The sequence below is a fragment of the Sulfitobacter mediterraneus genome (genome assembly GCF_016801775.1).
In the GTDB taxonomy this organism is placed as follows: Bacteria; Pseudomonadota; Alphaproteobacteria; order Rhodobacterales; family Rhodobacteraceae; genus Sulfitobacter; species Sulfitobacter mediterraneus_A.
Map to the genome: position 1 here is coordinate 2124496 of NZ_CP069004.1, position 16191 is coordinate 2140686.

At 57.7% G+C, this 16191-nt stretch carries 18 protein-coding genes and 1 tRNA gene; 8 read left to right on the forward strand and 11 right to left on the reverse strand.

Annotated elements, in window-relative coordinates:
• Nucleotides 1-7 precede the first annotated feature (7 nt).
• The 5 genes from JNX03_RS10385 to gstA are packed head-to-tail and all read right to left on the reverse strand — an operon-like array spanning nt 8 to nt 2611.
• Nucleotides 8-412, reverse strand: a complete 405-nt coding sequence (locus JNX03_RS10385) for a GFA family protein (protein ID WP_203208997.1) — start codon at nt 410-412, stop codon at nt 8-10.
• Nucleotides 399-1394: an NAD(P)H-dependent flavin oxidoreductase gene (locus JNX03_RS10390; RefSeq protein ID WP_203208998.1), complete on the reverse strand. Its 996-nt coding sequence runs from the start codon at nt 1392-1394 to the stop codon at nt 399-401. The genes JNX03_RS10385 and JNX03_RS10390 overlap by 14 nt, the downstream gene beginning before the upstream one ends.
• A 5-nt stretch (nt 1395-1399) precedes the next feature.
• Nucleotides 1400-1606 (reverse strand): tautomerase family protein, encoded by a 207-nt coding sequence (locus JNX03_RS10395; protein WP_203208999.1) that lies wholly within the window; start codon nt 1604-1606, stop codon nt 1400-1402.
• 10 nt (nt 1607-1616) lie between these two features.
• Nucleotides 1617-1991, reverse strand: coding sequence for a nuclear transport factor 2 family protein (locus JNX03_RS10400; protein WP_203209000.1), 375 nt, complete (start codon nt 1989-1991; stop codon nt 1617-1619).
• A complete protein-coding gene (gene gstA / locus JNX03_RS10405; protein WP_203209001.1) occupies nt 1988-2611 on the reverse strand; it encodes a glutathione transferase GstA in 624 nt (207 codons plus the stop codon). Before gstA ends, JNX03_RS10400 begins: the two co-directional genes overlap by 4 nt.
• 174 nt (nt 2612-2785) lie before the next feature.
• On the opposite strand from gstA, the gene JNX03_RS10410 reads away from it, so the two are divergent.
• Nucleotides 2786-3085, forward strand: coding sequence for a winged helix-turn-helix transcriptional regulator (locus JNX03_RS10410; RefSeq protein ID WP_231024246.1), 300 nt, complete (start codon nt 2786-2788; stop codon nt 3083-3085).
• 722 nt (nt 3086-3807) lie between these two features.
• Here JNX03_RS10410 and JNX03_RS10415 read toward each other — a convergent pair.
• From JNX03_RS10415 to JNX03_RS10435, 5 genes are all read right to left on the reverse strand, one after another.
• On the reverse strand, nt 3808-4656 hold the full coding sequence (locus JNX03_RS10415) for a DUF3800 domain-containing protein (RefSeq protein ID WP_203209003.1): 849 nt from the start codon (nt 4654-4656) through the stop codon (nt 3808-3810).
• 208 nt (nt 4657-4864) lie between these two features.
• Nucleotides 4865-4941: transfer RNA gene (locus JNX03_RS10420), tRNA-Arg, on the reverse strand.
• A 152-nt stretch (nt 4942-5093) separates the two neighbouring features.
• The gene (locus JNX03_RS10425; protein WP_203212219.1) at nt 5094-6479 is read right to left on the reverse strand and encodes a sensor histidine kinase; all 1386 of its coding nucleotides are present in this window, start codon (nt 6477-6479) and stop codon (nt 5094-5096) included.
• 50 nt (nt 6480-6529) lie between these two features.
• The gene (locus tag JNX03_RS10430) at nt 6530-7948 is read right to left on the reverse strand and encodes a dihydrolipoyl dehydrogenase family protein (protein ID WP_203209004.1); all 1419 of its coding nucleotides are present in this window, start codon (nt 7946-7948) and stop codon (nt 6530-6532) included.
• Nucleotides 7945-8679 carry a TVP38/TMEM64 family protein gene (locus JNX03_RS10435; RefSeq protein ID WP_203209005.1) on the reverse strand — a complete coding sequence of 245 codons (735 nt, stop codon included), beginning with the start codon at nt 8677-8679 and terminating at the stop codon, nt 7945-7947. Before JNX03_RS10435 ends, JNX03_RS10430 begins: the two co-directional genes overlap by 4 nt.
• Nucleotides 8680-8987: 308 nt before the next feature.
• Between JNX03_RS10435 and rpmH the strand changes: the two genes are divergently transcribed.
• The 3 genes from rpmH to yidD are packed head-to-tail and all read left to right on the forward strand — an operon-like array spanning nt 8988 to nt 9793.
• The gene (rpmH, locus tag JNX03_RS10440) at nt 8988-9122 is read left to right on the forward strand and encodes a 50S ribosomal protein L34 (RefSeq protein ID WP_037911188.1); all 135 of its coding nucleotides are present in this window, start codon (nt 8988-8990) and stop codon (nt 9120-9122) included.
• A 24-nt stretch (nt 9123-9146) separates the two neighbouring features.
• The gene (rnpA, locus tag JNX03_RS10445) at nt 9147-9575 is read left to right on the forward strand and encodes a ribonuclease P protein component (RefSeq protein WP_203209006.1); all 429 of its coding nucleotides are present in this window, start codon (nt 9147-9149) and stop codon (nt 9573-9575) included.
• Nucleotides 9572-9793: a membrane protein insertion efficiency factor YidD gene (gene yidD / locus JNX03_RS10450; protein ID WP_203209007.1), complete on the forward strand. Its 222-nt coding sequence runs from the start codon at nt 9572-9574 to the stop codon at nt 9791-9793. Before rnpA ends, yidD begins: the two co-directional genes overlap by 4 nt.
• A gap of 83 nt (nt 9794-9876) precedes the next feature.
• On the opposite strand, the gene JNX03_RS10455 is transcribed toward yidD, so the two are convergent.
• Entirely contained in the window at nt 9877-10839 is a 963-nt protein-coding gene (locus tag JNX03_RS10455; RefSeq protein ID WP_203209008.1) for a hypothetical protein, read from the reverse strand.
• A gap of 163 nt (nt 10840-11002) precedes the next feature.
• On the opposite strand from JNX03_RS10455, the gene ttcA reads away from it, so the two are divergent.
• The 4 genes from ttcA (at nt 11003) to JNX03_RS10475 (ending at nt 16191) form a co-directional block, all read left to right on the forward strand.
• A complete protein-coding gene (gene ttcA / locus JNX03_RS10460) occupies nt 11003-11854 on the forward strand; it encodes a tRNA 2-thiocytidine(32) synthetase TtcA (RefSeq protein WP_203209009.1) in 852 nt (283 codons plus the stop codon).
• A gap of 78 nt (nt 11855-11932) precedes the next feature.
• Nucleotides 11933-13474, forward strand: coding sequence for a putative bifunctional diguanylate cyclase/phosphodiesterase (locus tag JNX03_RS10465; RefSeq protein WP_203209010.1), 1542 nt, complete (start codon nt 11933-11935; stop codon nt 13472-13474).
• A 162-nt stretch (nt 13475-13636) separates the two neighbouring features.
• A complete protein-coding gene (gene yidC / locus JNX03_RS10470; protein ID WP_203209011.1) occupies nt 13637-15451 on the forward strand; it encodes a membrane protein insertase YidC in 1815 nt (604 codons plus the stop codon).
• Nucleotides 15451-16191 (forward strand): MOSC domain-containing protein, encoded by a 741-nt coding sequence (locus JNX03_RS10475; protein WP_203209012.1) that lies wholly within the window; start codon nt 15451-15453, stop codon nt 16189-16191. The genes yidC and JNX03_RS10475 overlap by 1 nt, the downstream gene beginning before the upstream one ends.

The window sequence follows — 16191 nt, forward strand, 5'->3', positions numbered from 1 at the left end:
CCGGACCCTAGCTTGGAAACCCTTTGTGCGCTTCGACCTGGTCGAGGGTGGATGACCACGACGGTTGCTCGCTGATAAATGTCCGGTACATCTGCGCAACCTCCGGTTCCCCCTGTAAAGACCCCGCAGGAACGATCATTTTTGTACCATCACCACTGAGCCAAGGCACGCCCGAGCCGCATTTCGGACAAAAGGACTTGGAGATGTCCCGCCCCGGCATTTCATAGGTGACGACGTCATAACCCCCAGACAACCATTTGAAACCACCGACATCTGTGAACAGATTTGATGCAAAAGCCGACCCGGTGATCTGTCTGCATTGCGCGCAACTGCACAAGAACATCTTTTCGAACGCGTTGACGACCTCATATGAAACCGCACCGCACAGGCAACTGCCTTTAAGTTTCTGCATTCTCATCGTCCTCCCTGAGCGGGCCAACCAATTGGCCAAGGCCGCGCATACGATCCTCCGCCTGCGAGACCATTCTGTGAAGCGTGACTCGCGCGGGTTCGCGTGCCTGTATGAGATCAGCGGCCTCGCCGACAATCACCGCCGCGACGTCCATGTCCCCCGCCGCCAATGCGGCGTTGAAGCGGGCCTGCTCCGCAGTGAGGTTTTCACGCAAGCCGGCCAGATTGCCGCTCCATTTTCGGGTGAAGGAATTGCGCATTGTGCGCAGGTTCCAATCCGGTGGCCAGTTGAGGCCGCGCGCCAAATCAAACACCGAACTGCGTTCGGTATTGTCTCCCGACCCCGAAACAGCCGCCACCTTGGCATCCGCACTTGCAAGGGATTCGTCGCTGGCAAAGAATATCGTGCCGCACAATGCACCTGACGCGCCCAGCGCCAAGGCCGCAGCCAGACCGCGTCCATCCGCAATGCCGCCCGCAGCGATGACAGGTATTCCTTGCGCGATATCGACCACTGCAGGAACAAACGGCAAGGTCGCTCTGGCGCCGCCGTGACCGCCCGCCTCGGTGCCTTGCGCCACGATCACATCGGCGCCAGCATCCACCGCTTTACGGGCTTGGTCCAGTGTCTGCACCTGAAGGATCAATTTGGTCTTCGCTGCGCGAATTTGACCGAGGAAGGGCCCAAAGTCACCGAATGAGAGCATCACTGCAGCCGGGTTCCTTTCGAGCGCCAGATCAAGCAGATCGGGCTGACGGGCGAGTGACCAAGTGATGAAACCCACGCCGACCCTTGCATCGCCTGCCGCCTCAAATTCACGGTTGAGCCAGTCAGCATCGCCATAGCCGCCGCCGATCAGACCCATACCGCCTGCATCGCTCACCGCGGCGGCGAGCGCCCCGCCGCTGACACCTGCCATCGGTGCCAGCAAAACGGGATGTTCGATGTCCAGCAATTCACAAAGAGATGTGCGAATACCCATACCGGTCAACGCGCCGAAGTGTTGCGGTATTGTTCGACTGGCACCCCGCCGATACCCCAATTCTCAAGCGCAACTTCGTCGATAACGACAAATGTGGTTGCCGGGTTTTTATCCAGAACCCGCACCAACACGTCGGTAACGCCGCTGATCAGTTCGGCTTTTTGATCGGGGGTGACGCCTTCGCGTGTCACCTTGATGTTTACATAGGGCATATCAAATCCTTCAGGCTTCACGTTCGGTGATTTGGAAAACTTTGGCCATGATCCACCATGCCCCATCCGTGCGCACAAGGGTCAGGAAATCAATGAAATCTTTCGTACCGATGGAACAGCGCACCCGAGCAAAGGCGGTGTTTTCTCCTGCAAACTCGATGGATTCGATCAAATCCCGGCGCGGCTCATTTTGCGACGCTGGAGATTTTCGTGCCGCCACCACCGGCAGGTATTCATCCATCGTGCGGTAAAGCAACGGCATCTCATCTGCCGTTGCGTAGATCGCCTTTGGGTGAAAGACGGTGGCCAGTTTGCCCGCGTCGGCATGATAAAGACCATCAAAGTAGGTCTCAATCACGCCGGTAAGTGCAACAAATTTGGTCATGCCGCCCGCTCCATCAGGCCCTCAGTCACCATCGCCTTGATTGTTGCCGGTCGCGCCGCGACACGCGCGACAAATGCCTGGGTCTTTGGATGCGCGTCAAGATTGATCCCGACAAAGCTGGCCCAGTTGAGCACGACGAAAGCATAGGCGTCCGCAACCGTGAACCTGTCACCCATGAGATAATCGCGGCCATCCGCAAGGATTCGTTCAATATGCGCCACGCGGCGATTGACGCCAGTTTCGGCTTTCTTGCGTCGGGCATCATCCATTTCAACGCCAGAGAAAAACGGCCCGAAAGATGTATGCAACTCCGACGACAGAAAGTTGAGGGTTTCTTGAAGGCGGACCCTTGCCATTGTCCCGCTTGGAGGGGCCAAGCCAGCAACGGGTGACTGGTCTGCCAAATACTGCAACACGGCGGGGTTTTCGGTAATGATGTCGCCATCATCGGTCACAAGCGCGGGCACATAGCCGTTCGGACTGATCTTGAGGAAATCGCCGCCTGCTTCGGTTTTGCGTGCATCGGTGTCTGTCTTGTCGAGATCAAACGAGACGCCAAGCTCGTTTAAGACGATGTGGGATGCCATCGAGCAGGCACCGGGTTTGTAGTAGAGTTTCATCTGTAATCGCTCCGGTTGTTTGCGGTCATGGGCAAGAGATGGCGCATCGGCTTACCGTTGACAACTTGGTTTCTCATGGATACTTAACTATTGAGTTACCCCGCAGAAACCTGGTCACCAAACATGCCCCTCAAAGTGCGCAAGAACCAAAGTCCCAAGCCGCCGCAGCCGTGCATGTTGACGCATTGTATGGGCGTGATTTCCGGGGCATGGGCGGCCAATGTCATCTGGTCGCTGCGTGCCGGCCCGCGCCGCTTTAACGAGCTGCGCACAGATATTCCGCCAATCTCGGCCAAGGTGCTCTCGACCCGTTTGACGGAACTTGAGCAACGCGGTGTGCTGTCACGCAATGTCCAGCCAACCTCGCCCCCTTCGGTTGAATATGCCCTGACGGAGCTGGGCAGCGAACTAGTGCCTGCGCTTGAGGCCATCGTAGAAGTGGGCCACCGTCTCAAGATGCGCGAAGAGGGATAAGTCCCTGACCCGAGCAACAGAAATAGGGTTCTGGCACTTCCGGGACTGAGATCAAAAGCGCAATCAAGGGGTCGGTCAGTGCAAGATCCGGATCAAAGCTGCCGGAAATCGCAGCTTATGTCAGTGTCCAGATTGCGGGGTGGCTCGGTCATATAGTGGCCCACTCCACCCTGTGCGCAACCAAGCCAGAAATCACGCGGAAATTCGGGCCAGGCTCGACATGATCAAATCATTTGGGGGTAGTGGCGGACCGAGGAGAAAGGCTCTAAGCGTTGAAAAATATAAGCAAAATGCCTCCTGAACATTTTTTGGCACCTATATTTGTCAATGACTTATATTACCAACTGTTCAGGTTTTCTGGCAGAGATCTAGGTCTCTTCATCGCACCACAGCTCAGAAGATCACTCGAATCAAGAATGTTCTTTTGGGATGTTGGATTTGAGGGATGCCATTGCGCCAGCACTCCAGCTGATGGGAACACGGCATACTATTTACATCAATGTTGCGGCGTTCTTTAGAACGTCTCTCAAGTTCGAAGTCGGCGATATTCTCGACTAAAGTTACGGTATTGATTTAATACTATCTACTGCTAGAATCGCCATGCAGGATCGCTTGGTAACCGCTGCTCCGAACAACAGATGAGGGGCGGGCTGATGGACGCTCGACTCATAGGATATTGGGCTATCGCGATCAGTCAAAATGGCCCCGATCCTGCACCAACTCTACAACTCTCTTGCAGAAAAACCATGGTGTTTGAAAAACTCTGCTTGGGTGGAGGTTAGCCCGATGGAGCGATAGTGCGGAGGAAGCAAAACCACTCCGAAATCACGCCTTTCCCCTACTTCATCTTTACAAATGGCAGATCTAAGTGCCAGCGCAGGCTTGTTGGTCCATCGCTTCCCCTCGGGATTGATCGCTTGATACGAAGCGCTGGCAACAATATCAGCAAATTGCAATCCGGCTTCCATATAGTGAGGAACGTAGTCAACCAACCGAAAGCTGATAAACCGAAAGTCGATCTGTCGTTTGTCGAGAACGGGGACGTGCTGATATCTTAACTTTTCAAAGTAGGCTTTCGTTTGGCTGTAAGAATGCCCGCCCCTCTGACTGAAAATCACTCGAATTTTGTCATCTTGCCCCGGGTGACCTGAGCAATCACGCGCACAAAAATCAGTCACTCGTTCCAACAACACCCTAACCAACCAGTTGTAGAACCATTGCTGGCCACCTGCCTGAGCTGCGCGTTCGTTACTATAGCCCTTCATGTTTTTTTTGTTTGAAGCCACTACGAAAGCTCGCCCAGGATGCGATGCAAGTACAGCAGCCGCTCGTTCTTGTTTTTTGGGGCTTAGTTTTCGGTAATGAAGTGCACGTGATCGACAGTTAATATCGCTGATCAGAGCGTCTAACCATTCAGCGCATTTGGACTCGTTTTCTGCGCGCACCAGATAGCCTGAAAGAACTAACCATTCGGACGCTCCATTCGCGTCAATAGGTTGCACACGTTTGAGGCCATCGTCACCAGCTTCATCAATGTAAAGAACATAGCCATATTTTGGTGGTTGAGTCATTGCTTCGCTTTCACTGCACAACTCAATCTTCTGTCGATCAGGCCGATTCTACAACGCTAGGGTGCAGGCACTATCAAATTGATCGCCAAATAACAAAGCGCTCGGTTTCTGCTCACAGAATTCGAAGCGGGAAGGCAAATTTTTCGCATCGAAGAATCCTGAACAAAATTCCTATAAGGCATTGTCTTTAAAGGATTATTTGCAATGTTGGCGGACCGAGGAGGATTCGAACCCCCGACCCCTTGATTCGTAGTCAAGTACTCTATCCAGCTGAGCTATCGGTCCACTGAGGCGCGGTTTAGTCGGCCCGCGCGGGGTTTGCAAGCCTGTTTTCCCGACTTTTTACGATTAGGTGATTTTCATACTCCAGCACCATCGAACCGGCACTCGGGACGCCTTATTTGCAATGGCCTGCGACCGGCTGACCAGTGCCCGCCCTACAAGGTGCCGTCGCCTTTTGGCAGGGTCACTCTGAAACATGTACCGTCCTGACCAGTCCGCACAAGGTGCAATGACCCGCCGTGGCCTTTGACAAGCTCGGCCGCAATCGCAAGGCCCAGACCGGAGCCGCCCTTGCGTGCACCGCCCTGAAAAGGCGTAAAGAGATGTTCCTGCGCCTTCGGTGGCAGGCCCGGCCCGGTGTCAGAGACGTCAATGTGCCAGGCAGCATCATCTTCAAGTGCCGTGACGCCGATTTCGCCCTCTTGCCCCGTTGCCATCAAGGCTTGCCGCGCATTGCGCACCAAATTCGACAGAACGCGGTACATCTGTTCCGGATCAGCCCGCAGCTGCATGCCCGCTGGCACGTTCACTGCAAAGCTGAGGTTCTGGTCGCGGCTCGCCAGCCGCTCTGCCTCGATCGCGTCCTCGACCAGTTCGGCCATGGACATCATCGTGAGGGTCGGCCCCGGTTCCTCGGCCTTGCCAAAGGCCAGCGTCGACTCGCACAGGTGAACCGCGCGGGTGATGGAGCCAACCAGCTTGGGTGCAAGCCGCCGCACGGTCGGGTCTTCGGAGGTTTCGATACGGTCGGTAAACAGCTGCGCCGCGGCAAGGATGTTGCGCAGATCGTGACTGATCTTGCTGACAGCAGAGCCAAGCTGCGCCAGGCGTTCCTTTTGCTTGAGCGCCTGGGTCAAATCGGTCTGCATCATTTTCAGCGCCACCTCTGCCTCGCGCAATTCCGTCACGCTGGCCGAGGGTTCAATGATCCGCCGGGCATCTTCGGGCGCACGCGCATAGCGTTGCATATGCCCAACCACGCCCTTGATCGGTTTGAGCAGTAAGGCCCGCATCGCCAGAAAGAGCAGCAACGCGGTGATCACCGATATCACCGCCGACAGAACCAGAATGCGCAGGCCATAGTCGATCATCGCCATGCGCATCGGCGCGGTTTCCATCGTGATCTCGATCAGTAGACCGGCTTCGCGCACAGGCTCTCCCATGACGCGGATCACCTCGTTCTGAGGGCGGAACAGGCGGCGCATCGCATCGCGGATCAGCACCATCGCCGTTGCATCGCGCAGATCGACAGTGGCGGCGATGGTTTGCGGCATATCGGAGGACAGCATCAGCTGGCGCACCTCATCGCGGCGCAGCACCACGTTGAACACCTCGGCGTTCTTGAGCAACTCCTCCTCAAGTGCGGGATCAAGCATATCATCGGCCAGCAACGCCAGAGAGGCGATCTGCGCCCGTTCAAGCCGGTTGAGCATGTAGTCTTCGCGGAACCGCGCAATGGAGGGGACAAAGATCATCACTTCGGCCACCATCACAAAGATTGTCGTCAGGATCAGCAATCGCCCGGACAGGGAGTTGATCATCGTGGCCTTCACCCTCTAACCCTTCGCACAAAACACCATGTTCGCCCCCTTCAGGGCAGAAACCGCTGTACCAGCCCCACCACCCGTTTGACCATTGGGCTTTCAAAAAGGCGCGGGCTGAAATAGGCACCCGCCGCACGTTTGTTGATCTCGCCGATGGTTGGATAGGGTGCAACCATAGCGGCAATCTGGCTCATTTTCATATTATTGGCCAGCGCCAAGGCCCAAAGATTGATCAACTCGCCCGCCTGATAGCCGACAATCGACGCACCGACCGGGCGGCCCTTGACCACCATCACTTTGATCAGGCCCTTTGTCTTGCGTTCGGCAATGGCGCGATCGTTGTGGTTGTAGTGAAACCGCACGACCTCCAACTTGTCGCCGTGTTGCTCTTTCGCTTGCGCCTCGGACAACCCGACCTGAGACAGCTCAGGGTCGGTATAGGTGGCCCATGGGATATGGGCCGTCTTGGCCTTGCTGGGCAGGCCAAACAGCATGGACCGAATGATCACTCCGGCATGATAGCCTGCCACATGGGTAAATTGCAGCCCGCCCGCAACATCGCCGATGGCATAGACCTTGCGGTTTGTGGTACGCAGGCCGTCATCAACCTTGATCCCGTTGCGCAGGGGTTCGATCCCGGCCCTTTCCAAATCAAGCCTCTCCGTGTTGGCCTTGCGGCCCACTGCCATCAACAGATGCGAGCCTTTGAAACGCCGGCCATCTTCGGCCAGCACTTCAATTGCGCCCGCCTTGCCACGCACTTCGGAAACCTTCGCGCCTTCCTCGATCACCACGCCTTCATCGCGCAGCGATTGCAGAACGATCTCGGCCAGCTCCGGATCATCCTTGCCCAGCGCGGTTGCCCCTTCGATGACAGTGACCTTGCATCCCATGCGAACATGGGCCTGCGCCATTTCCATCCCAATCGGACCGCCGCCCACAATCAACAGATGCGCGGGCTTCTCGCGCAGCTCGAACAATGTCTCATTGGTCTCGTATGGCACCTGATCCAGACCATTGATCGGCGGAACGAAGGGTGACGATCCCGTGGCGATCACGATCCGCCTTGCGGTGATTACGGTATCGCCCGCCTGTACCTCGGTCTCGGAAACAAACCGCCCGTATTCCTCAATCACCCGCACGCCAAGGCCTTCGAACCGCTCAACGCTATCCACCGGGGCAATCTGCGCGATGACATCGGCGACGTGATCCTTGGCCGCCGCGTAATCTACCTCGCCGGGCGCATCGGCAACACCGAATTGCGCCGCATGGGTTTGGCCATGGGCCGCCTTGCCGGTCGCAATCAGCGCCTTGGAAGGCACACAGCCATAGTTCAGGCAATCGCCGCCCATCTTGTGACCTTCCAAAAGGGTGACATCCGCCCCCATTTGCACGGCCCCCGCGGCAACCGATAACCCGCCAGAACCAGCGCCGATGATCAACACATCTGTTTTGATCCGCTTCATTTCAGCAGCTCCTTTTTGCCGGTCACGGCTTTGATGATGATGGGCAATACCGACAATGCGCACAGGCCAAGGATCGGCAGAAGAATATGCGGCTCAAAGATGATCCCCAGATTGGCCGTTTCACCAGCGGCGAACACCGCGCCCAACCCCGCACCAACCGAAGTATAGACAACCGCCCCCGGAATGATCCCCAGAAAGGTTGAAACCGCAAACCGGTACAGCGGCACACCCAGAAACGCCGGCAACAGATTGGCCACAAAGAACGGCACCGCCGGCACCAGCCGGATAAAGAACAACATCGACCACTGGTTGTCATCGATACCCTGCTTGATCTTACGCACCATCCCTTCGGAGGCATCCATCCGTGCCTTGAGCCGTTCCCCCAACCCCATGCGGGCGGCCTGAAAGATAACGATCGCGCCAATTGTCGCCCCGGTCACGTTGAAAACCGTGCCCAGCGCGGTGCCGAACAGAAAGCCGCCGGTCAGCGTGGCAATGGTTGCACCGGGCAGCGAAAAGGCAACGATCAGCACGTAAAACAGCACAAATATCAAAGCGGTCAGCAGATAATTGCTGTCGCGAAAGGCGATCAGCGCCTCGCGGTTGTCACGCAGCGTGTCAAAGCTGAGGTAATCGCGCAAGGTGAACGCCCCGATGGCCGCAACCACCGCAATCGCGATCAGGGGCGCATAACGGGCCACGGTAGATTTTTCGTCATTAGAATCAGTCATCAGGCTCATGTCTCGGACCACGGGAAGGGGAACAGGGTAGCGTTCCTATCTACATGGACTGTTGCAGCGCATGGCGACAGGTCTATCACGGGCGCTTGATCAGCGGTGTGGTTTTTGGCACCTGGCACCCGTCCAAACCCCCGCATTGAAACATATGCAGCGTGTTTTTTGGAAATTGTTGCAAGACTCGCAGATTTCCGCCCCAGAGGGTTTGACTTGCCGCCCCAGCAGCTTTAGAGGACGGGCTTGAATTGACGCTGGCCGGAACGATTCCGAAGATCCAGTAAGTATTAAGTGGAGACGGAGCGATGAAACGCACCTATCAACCTTCGAACCTTGTGCGCAAGCGCCGCCACGGTTTCCGTGCACGCATGGCAACCAAAGCGGGCCGTAAGATCATCAACGCACGCCGCGCCCAGGGCCGGAAATCGCTGAGCGCGTAATCGCGCCAGACGGATTGACGTAACATGACACCGCCGGAGGCACCCAAAGATGGCACTGACGCCATGCTGCGGGATACGCCGCCGGCGGTTTCGTCATGTCTGACGGTCCTCACCAAACGCCCGGATTTTCAGCGCGCCAGCCGCGCCGCCCACACGGCCACGCCCGGTTTTGTCGTGCAAATGCGCAAGCGGCGCGAGAGTGAAACACCGGATGCGCCGGATCAGGTCCGCGTGGGTTTTACCTGTTCCAAGAAGGTCGGCAATGCCGTGGCTCGCAACCGCGCCAAACGGCGCCTGCGCGAGGTGGCCCGCCTGATCCTGCCGCAGCAGGGCAAACCCGGCCATGACTACGTGTTGATTGGCCGTAAGAACGCCACCGCTGATTTGCCGTTTGATCAGCTTCTTGCCGATTTTCACAAGGCGCTTGGCATTCTACACGGCAAACGCCGGTGACCCCGCTTGCACGCATTCTGTCCTGGCCGGTGCTGGCCTACCGCGCCATCTTCAGCCCTTGGGTCGGCCATAATTGCCGCTACCACCCCACTTGCAGCGCCTATGCCCTTGAAGCGCTGCAAAAGCATGGCGGCCTAAAAGGCGGCTGGCTGGCTGCACGGCGCATAGCCCGATGCCACCCCTGGGGCCACAGCGGCATCGATAACGTCCCCGATTAATGCGCAATCGCCTGATTTTGGGTGAACCCCCGGAGATTTCAAAATCTCCGAACCGATTTCTTGCAAGAAATCGCACCCGCCCTTCACCGTTCCAGCACAAATTCATCCGTGCTCGTGGCAACTGGAGGTCGCCAACGGCTGCCTAGGGCAAAATGTTCTTTGGCGAGGCGGGCCAGCTGGGGCGAGCGGCGGGCATGGGCAGCCATCTCGCGCCCGATCATCCGGCGGGTGTCGCGCGGGCCATTGCGGTATTGCAGCGCCAGTGCCTGCACAAGACGAGCCTGCGTGCTTTCAGGCAGAGTCTCGGGCTGTAGATATTCCTCAAAAATCCGCTGTACGCCCGCTTTGCCCTCCAGCTCCGTCAACGCCACCGCAAAGGCCCCCAGATAGGGCAGATCCTGCCCCACCGCCTTGTCCAGCTCGGCCCTGAGATATGCGGCATAGGCGCGGTCTTTGGACAGACCGGCAAGCAACACCCGGATCGGCAATAGCGCCTCATCGCCTGATGCCAGATCCTGAGGCAGGCGCTGCACCTTGGGCAGCGGCGCGGCGCGCAGGGTGGCATAGGGCACGCGGTCCAGTTCTTGCAGGGCCAGATCCCGCAGTTGTTGGTTGGGATCGTTCACCAACCGGGCAAAGAACCGCAGGCGCGGCCCGTCATCCCCGTAGATCCAATTGGATTGCTGCGCCATCACCTGCATGATCACCTGGGCAAAGCGTTCTTCCATCACCGCCAGAGGCAGCCAATGGCCATAGGCCCCATCCCGCGCCAGCAGCACCAGACCATCCTGCGGGGTGTTCAAGCGCCAGCCCGGTGGCACCTCCACTTCTGTCAGGGGCGGTCCTGCCAGGGTCTGTCTCACCCGGTAATGCCCTGCCCGGCCCGGCACCGGCTGGCCCAGCGCCACCTGTTCGGTCGCCAGCAGAACATCAACAAGCGTCGGATTGGGCGTATAGCCGTGGAAGGCACAGGCCTGCGCGCCGCCTGCACCCAGCGTCAGCGCAACGGCCAACACCCATGCAAGTTGCCTTCTGCCCTTGCCCATAAGAGACCTCATTCTTTGGCGGTTTTGCCTCTATCCCAAATTGTGCTGCGCCGCGCCAAGGGTCAAGACACACTCACGTCAGCAGCGCAGGGCGTGTCCTGTGGCACCCATCCCAATTATTCGGTGGATTGTGCCGCGCCGCGCCAACAGCTAGAGAAAGCCCATGCTTGATCACACCGATGAAATTCACGCCCTGTTCCACGGCGCCCCGCAGACCACGGAGTTTAAGAAGCTCCGCAAACGTATCGTGCGTTATACCCGCGAGGCGATTGAGCAATACGGCATGATCCCCCCCGAAGCCCATGACGCGGGTGCAAACAAGCCAAAATGGCTGGTGTGCCTGTCAGGGGGCAAAGACAGTTATACCCTGCTTGCTGTCCTGCACGAACTGCAATGGCGCGGTCTTTTGCCTGTCGACATTCTGGCCTGCAATCTGGATCAGGGGCAGCCCGGCTTTCCGGCCACGGTTCTTCCCGCATTCCTTGAGAAAATGGGCGTGCCGCACCGGATTGAATATCAAGACACCTATTCCATCGTGATGGACAAAGTGCCCGAAGGGCGGACCTTCTGCGCCCTGTGTTCACGCCTGCGACGCGGTAATCTTTATCGCATTGCCCGCGAGGAAGGCTGTTCCGCCGTTGTGCTGGGCCACCATCGCGACGACATTCTAGAGACATTTTTCATGAACCTGTTTCACGGCGGGCGATTGGCCACGATGCCGCCAAAACTGGTTAATGAAGAGGGCGATCTGTTTGTGTTTCGCCCCCTCGCCCATGTGGCCGAAGTGGACTGCGAGAAATTTGCGGCCGCAATGAATTACCCGATCATCCCATGCGACCTTTGCGGATCGCAAGATGGCCTGCAACGTCAACAGGTTAAGGCTATTCTCGATAGCTGGGAACGCAACAGTCCCGGTCGCCGTCAGGTGATGTTTCGCGCCTTGATGAACGCGAGACCATCGCATTTGCTTGACCCGAAACTGTTCGATTTCACCGGGCTTTCGCTCAAGACCTGAAAAATTCGAACTAAATCAAAATCAAAAAACTGTGGGCCATTAACCCGCACCTGACCGGCCATGGCTTAGGCTTTGGTTATGGCAAGAAAACAGATCTCTCTGCTGACCCGCATGCACCAGCTTTTGGTCAGGGCGCTCGCTTGGCCGCCGCTCTTTGCCTTTCTTCCGGCGATTTCGCTCATGGTGTTTTGGTTCGGCGGTGAACGTGCCCTGATCATGATCTCGGCGCTTTTGCCATTGATCTATCTGGCCAGCGGACGGATGCAAAAAGGGTTCTTTTATCCAAGGGACGCGATCAGCGGCCTGTTGCAACGCAGCGCTTTCGAAGACCTCGTTGAACAAACCTATCTGGCCGTACAGGCCAAGGGACAGAATGCGGCCATCCTCTGTGTGGCGCTCGACGAGTACGATCAGGTCGTGGATCGCTATGGCCAGTCCGCCGCAGATCTGGTTGTTCGCCGGGTGGGCGAACGCATGGCGTCTGCCTTGCGGGCAGATGACGCAATTGGCCAATATGACGAGGCCCAATTCGCGATCTGCACGTCCTCGGTGCGGCAGTTGGATCTGGAATTGTGCATCCAGTTGGCAGGCCGCATTCAGACGGCCATCGAAGATCCGGTATCGGTTGAAGGGTTCAGCATCTATGTTTCTGCATCGGTGGGCTTTTGCCACATCAAGCGGGCACCAGGAACATCCGGCGCAGCTTGGCTCGACGCGGCGCTGATGGCCCTGCAAGACGCCGGGCGGCATGCCCCGTCTGCGATCCGCGCCTATTCAGACCAGATGAAGAAAGAAACCCGCACCCGCGCGGAACTGCGCGAAGAAGTTGCCGCCGCACTGGAGGCTGGACAAATTCAACCATGGTTCCAGCCGCAAATCTCAACGGACACCGGACAAATCACCGGTTTTGAAGCATTGGCGCGTTGGTCACATCCCATTCGCGGGCTGATTTCACCGGCAGAGTTTTTGCCTGCGATCGAAGAGGCCGGATTGCTTGAGCGTCTGGCCGAGGTGATGATGTATCACGCCTTTGCCGCGCTCAAAGCATGGGATGGTGCATCCCTCGATGTGCCGCAAGTTGGCGTTAATTTTGCCGGATCAGAGCTGAACAATCCGCGCCTGACCGAGAAAATCAAATGGGAGCTTGACCGCTTTGATCTCACCCCGGACCGATTGGCGGTCGAGGTTCTGGAAACCGTGGTCGCCAATTCACCCGATGACGTGATCACCCGCAACATCAACGCACTGGGGCAATTGGGCTGCCGCATTGATCTGGATGATTTTGGAACGGGCCATGCTTCCATCGCTTCCATCCGGCGTTTTTCGGTCAGCCGGATCAAGATCGACCGTTCCTTCGTAATGAAAGCAGACCGCGACCCCGAGCAGCAGCGCATGATCAGCGCCATCCTGACCATGGCGGAAAGACTAGGGATCGAGACGTTGGCAGAAGGTGTGGAAACCGTTGGCGAACACGTGCTTTTGGCGCAATTGGGCTGCGATCACGTCCAAGGTTTCGGCATCGCACGCCCAATGCCATTTGAACAGACACTCGATTGGATTACCCGCCATACCGCCAAACTTGAAGACGTACCGCGCATCATGGACGGAAAGGGAAAGTAACCCGCCCGCAGCCCCCTGATGGGCCCGCAATCGCGCCCAAAGCCCAAAAACCGCGCTGTTGCGGCCTTTGGACCCGCCCGCCAGACCCGAATCTGCTTGACCTTTAGGTCTGCACTCTGTTCAACCCACGCTGATATTAAGAGACATCAGGTGGCTGTCCCAATGGACGAACAGAACAAGAATCTAATCCTTGCAACGGCACTCAGTTTCATCGTGATCCTTGTTTGGTTCGTGTTTTTCCCGCCGCCAGAGCCGGACACACCCATCGACGGCACGGTCCAGACCACGGAGGCAGATGCCACAGTCCCGGCCGCCCCTGCCGATACCGCCGCCGCGCCCATAGCCACGGGCGCAACTACGCCCGCTCCGGCCCTGGCCGAGGCACCGCGCGTGCAGATCGAAACGCCGCGCCTCACCGGCTCGATCTCGCTGTTGGGTGGCAGGATCGACGATCTGAAGCTCAAGGACTATCGCACCACGCTGGATGACGACGCGCCGATTGTCACCATGCTGTCCCCACAAGGATCTTCGGATGCCTATTACGCGCTGCAAGGCTGGGCCGCAGGCGCGGGCATCGACCCCTCTGCCGTCCCCGGCCCGGAAACATCATGGACACTGGCCAGCGGTGACATGCTTGCCGTTGGCCAACCCGTCACCCTGACCTGGGACAATGGCGCAGGACAGGTCTTTGGCCGCACGATCGCGGTCGATGACAACTATATGTTCACGCTGACCCAAAGCGTCACCAACAATGGCGACGCACCGGTGAGCATCGCGCCTTATGGTATGATCGTGCAGCACACCCTGCCTGACGATCTGGAGAACTTTTTTATCCTGCACGAGGGCGCGGTTGCCGTCGCCGATGGCGAACTTAGCGAAACCGATTGGGACGACATCGCCGAAGCGGACCTGAACCAGAAATGGGGCCGCCAGGCCATTGTTCAGGAAGACGTGCAAGAAGGCTGGATCGGCTTTACCGACCACTTCTGGCAGGCCATCATGATTCCGTCCAAAGGCCAGACCTTTGACCAGGCCTTGACCTACGACGCCCGCTCCGAGGTCTACCGCGCCGTCACGCGCCTGCCCACGCAAACCATCGCGGCGGGTGGATCCAGCGAAGTCAGCACCCAGTTTTTTGCAGGGGCCAAAGAATGGGGCATCCTGCGCGCATACGAATCCGCAGGCGTCGCCAAATTCATCGACAGTATTGACTGGGGCATCTTCTTTTTCCTGACCAAGCCGATTTTCTGGTTGTTGCATGAGTTGAACAAACTGATTGGCAACATGGGATGGTCGATCATCGGTTTGACGCTGATCATCAAGGCGATCCTGTTCCCTCTGGCATACAAATCCTACGTGTCGATGGCCAAGATGAAAGAGCTTCAGCCGCAAATGGAGAAGCTCAAGGCTGAGGCTGGCGAAGACCGTCAGAAGATGCAGCAGGGCATGATGGAGCTCTATAAGAAGGAAAAAGTGAACCCCGCAGCGGGCTGTTTGCCGATCCTCTTGCAGATCCCGATCTTCTTCTCGCTCTACAAAGTGATCTTTGTGACCATCGAACTGCGCCATGCACCGTTCTTTGGCCCATTCCAGGATCTCTCCGCGCCTGATCCAACCTCATTGTTCAACCTCTTCGGCCTCTTGCCCTGGGGTGGTCCAGAGGCTGGCAGCATCATGGCGCTGGTCTTTATCGGTATCCTGCCGCTGCTGCTGGGCATTTCCATGTGGCTTCAGCAAAAGCTGAACCCGGCGCCCACAGACCCGACACAGCAGATGATCTTTGCCTGGATGCCTTGGGTGTTCATGTTCATGCTCGGCAGCTTTGCCAGCGGTCTGGTGGTCTACTGGATTGCCAACAACACCATCACCTTTACGCAGCAGTATCTGATCATGCGCAGCCAGGGCTACAAGCCTGATCTGTTGGGCAACATCACTGGCAGCTTCAAGCGTAAACCAAAGGCGGATGCGGACAAGTAATGCAGGTTTCCGCGCTTTATCGTCACCCGCTCAAAAGTCATGGGCGCGAAGCCCTTGACGCGGTGACGTTAAGCGCAGGCCAATCCATGCCGTTTGACCGCACCTGGGCGGTTGCGCATGACGCGTCCAAGGCGGATGGCACAGAATGGGCGCCCTGCGCCAACTTCAGCCGCGGCTCCAAAGCGCCCAAACTGATGGCGATCAATGCCGTGCTGAACGAAAGCACGGGACAGTTGACCCTGACCCATCCAGAGCGGCCAGATCTGACCTTCGCACCGGACAGCGAAGGCGACCGGTTCATGGATTGGGTCGCGCCATTGGTGCCGCAGAACCGCGCCCTGCCAGACCGCATTTTGCGTCTGGACAACCGCGGATTTACCGACACCGATTTTGCTTCGATCAGCCTGTGCAACACGGCCTCCCATGCCGCCGTTTCCCAGAAGGCAGGACAAGACCTGTCGCCGCTGCGCTGGCGCGGCAACATCTGGTTCAAGGGCGCCGAGGCTTGGGAAGAACTGAACTGGATCGGTAAGGAACTTGCCCTGGGCGAGGCGCGGCTGACCGTCCGCGAACCGATCCTGCGGTGCCTTGCCACCACAGCGAACCCTGAGACCGGCGTGCGCGACGTGGACACATTGGCCCTGCTGAACAGCAATTGGGACCATCAGGATTTTGGCATCTATGCCGAGGTAACACAGGCCGGACGCGTGGCGCTTGGCGATACATTGGTGGTGCTCTGA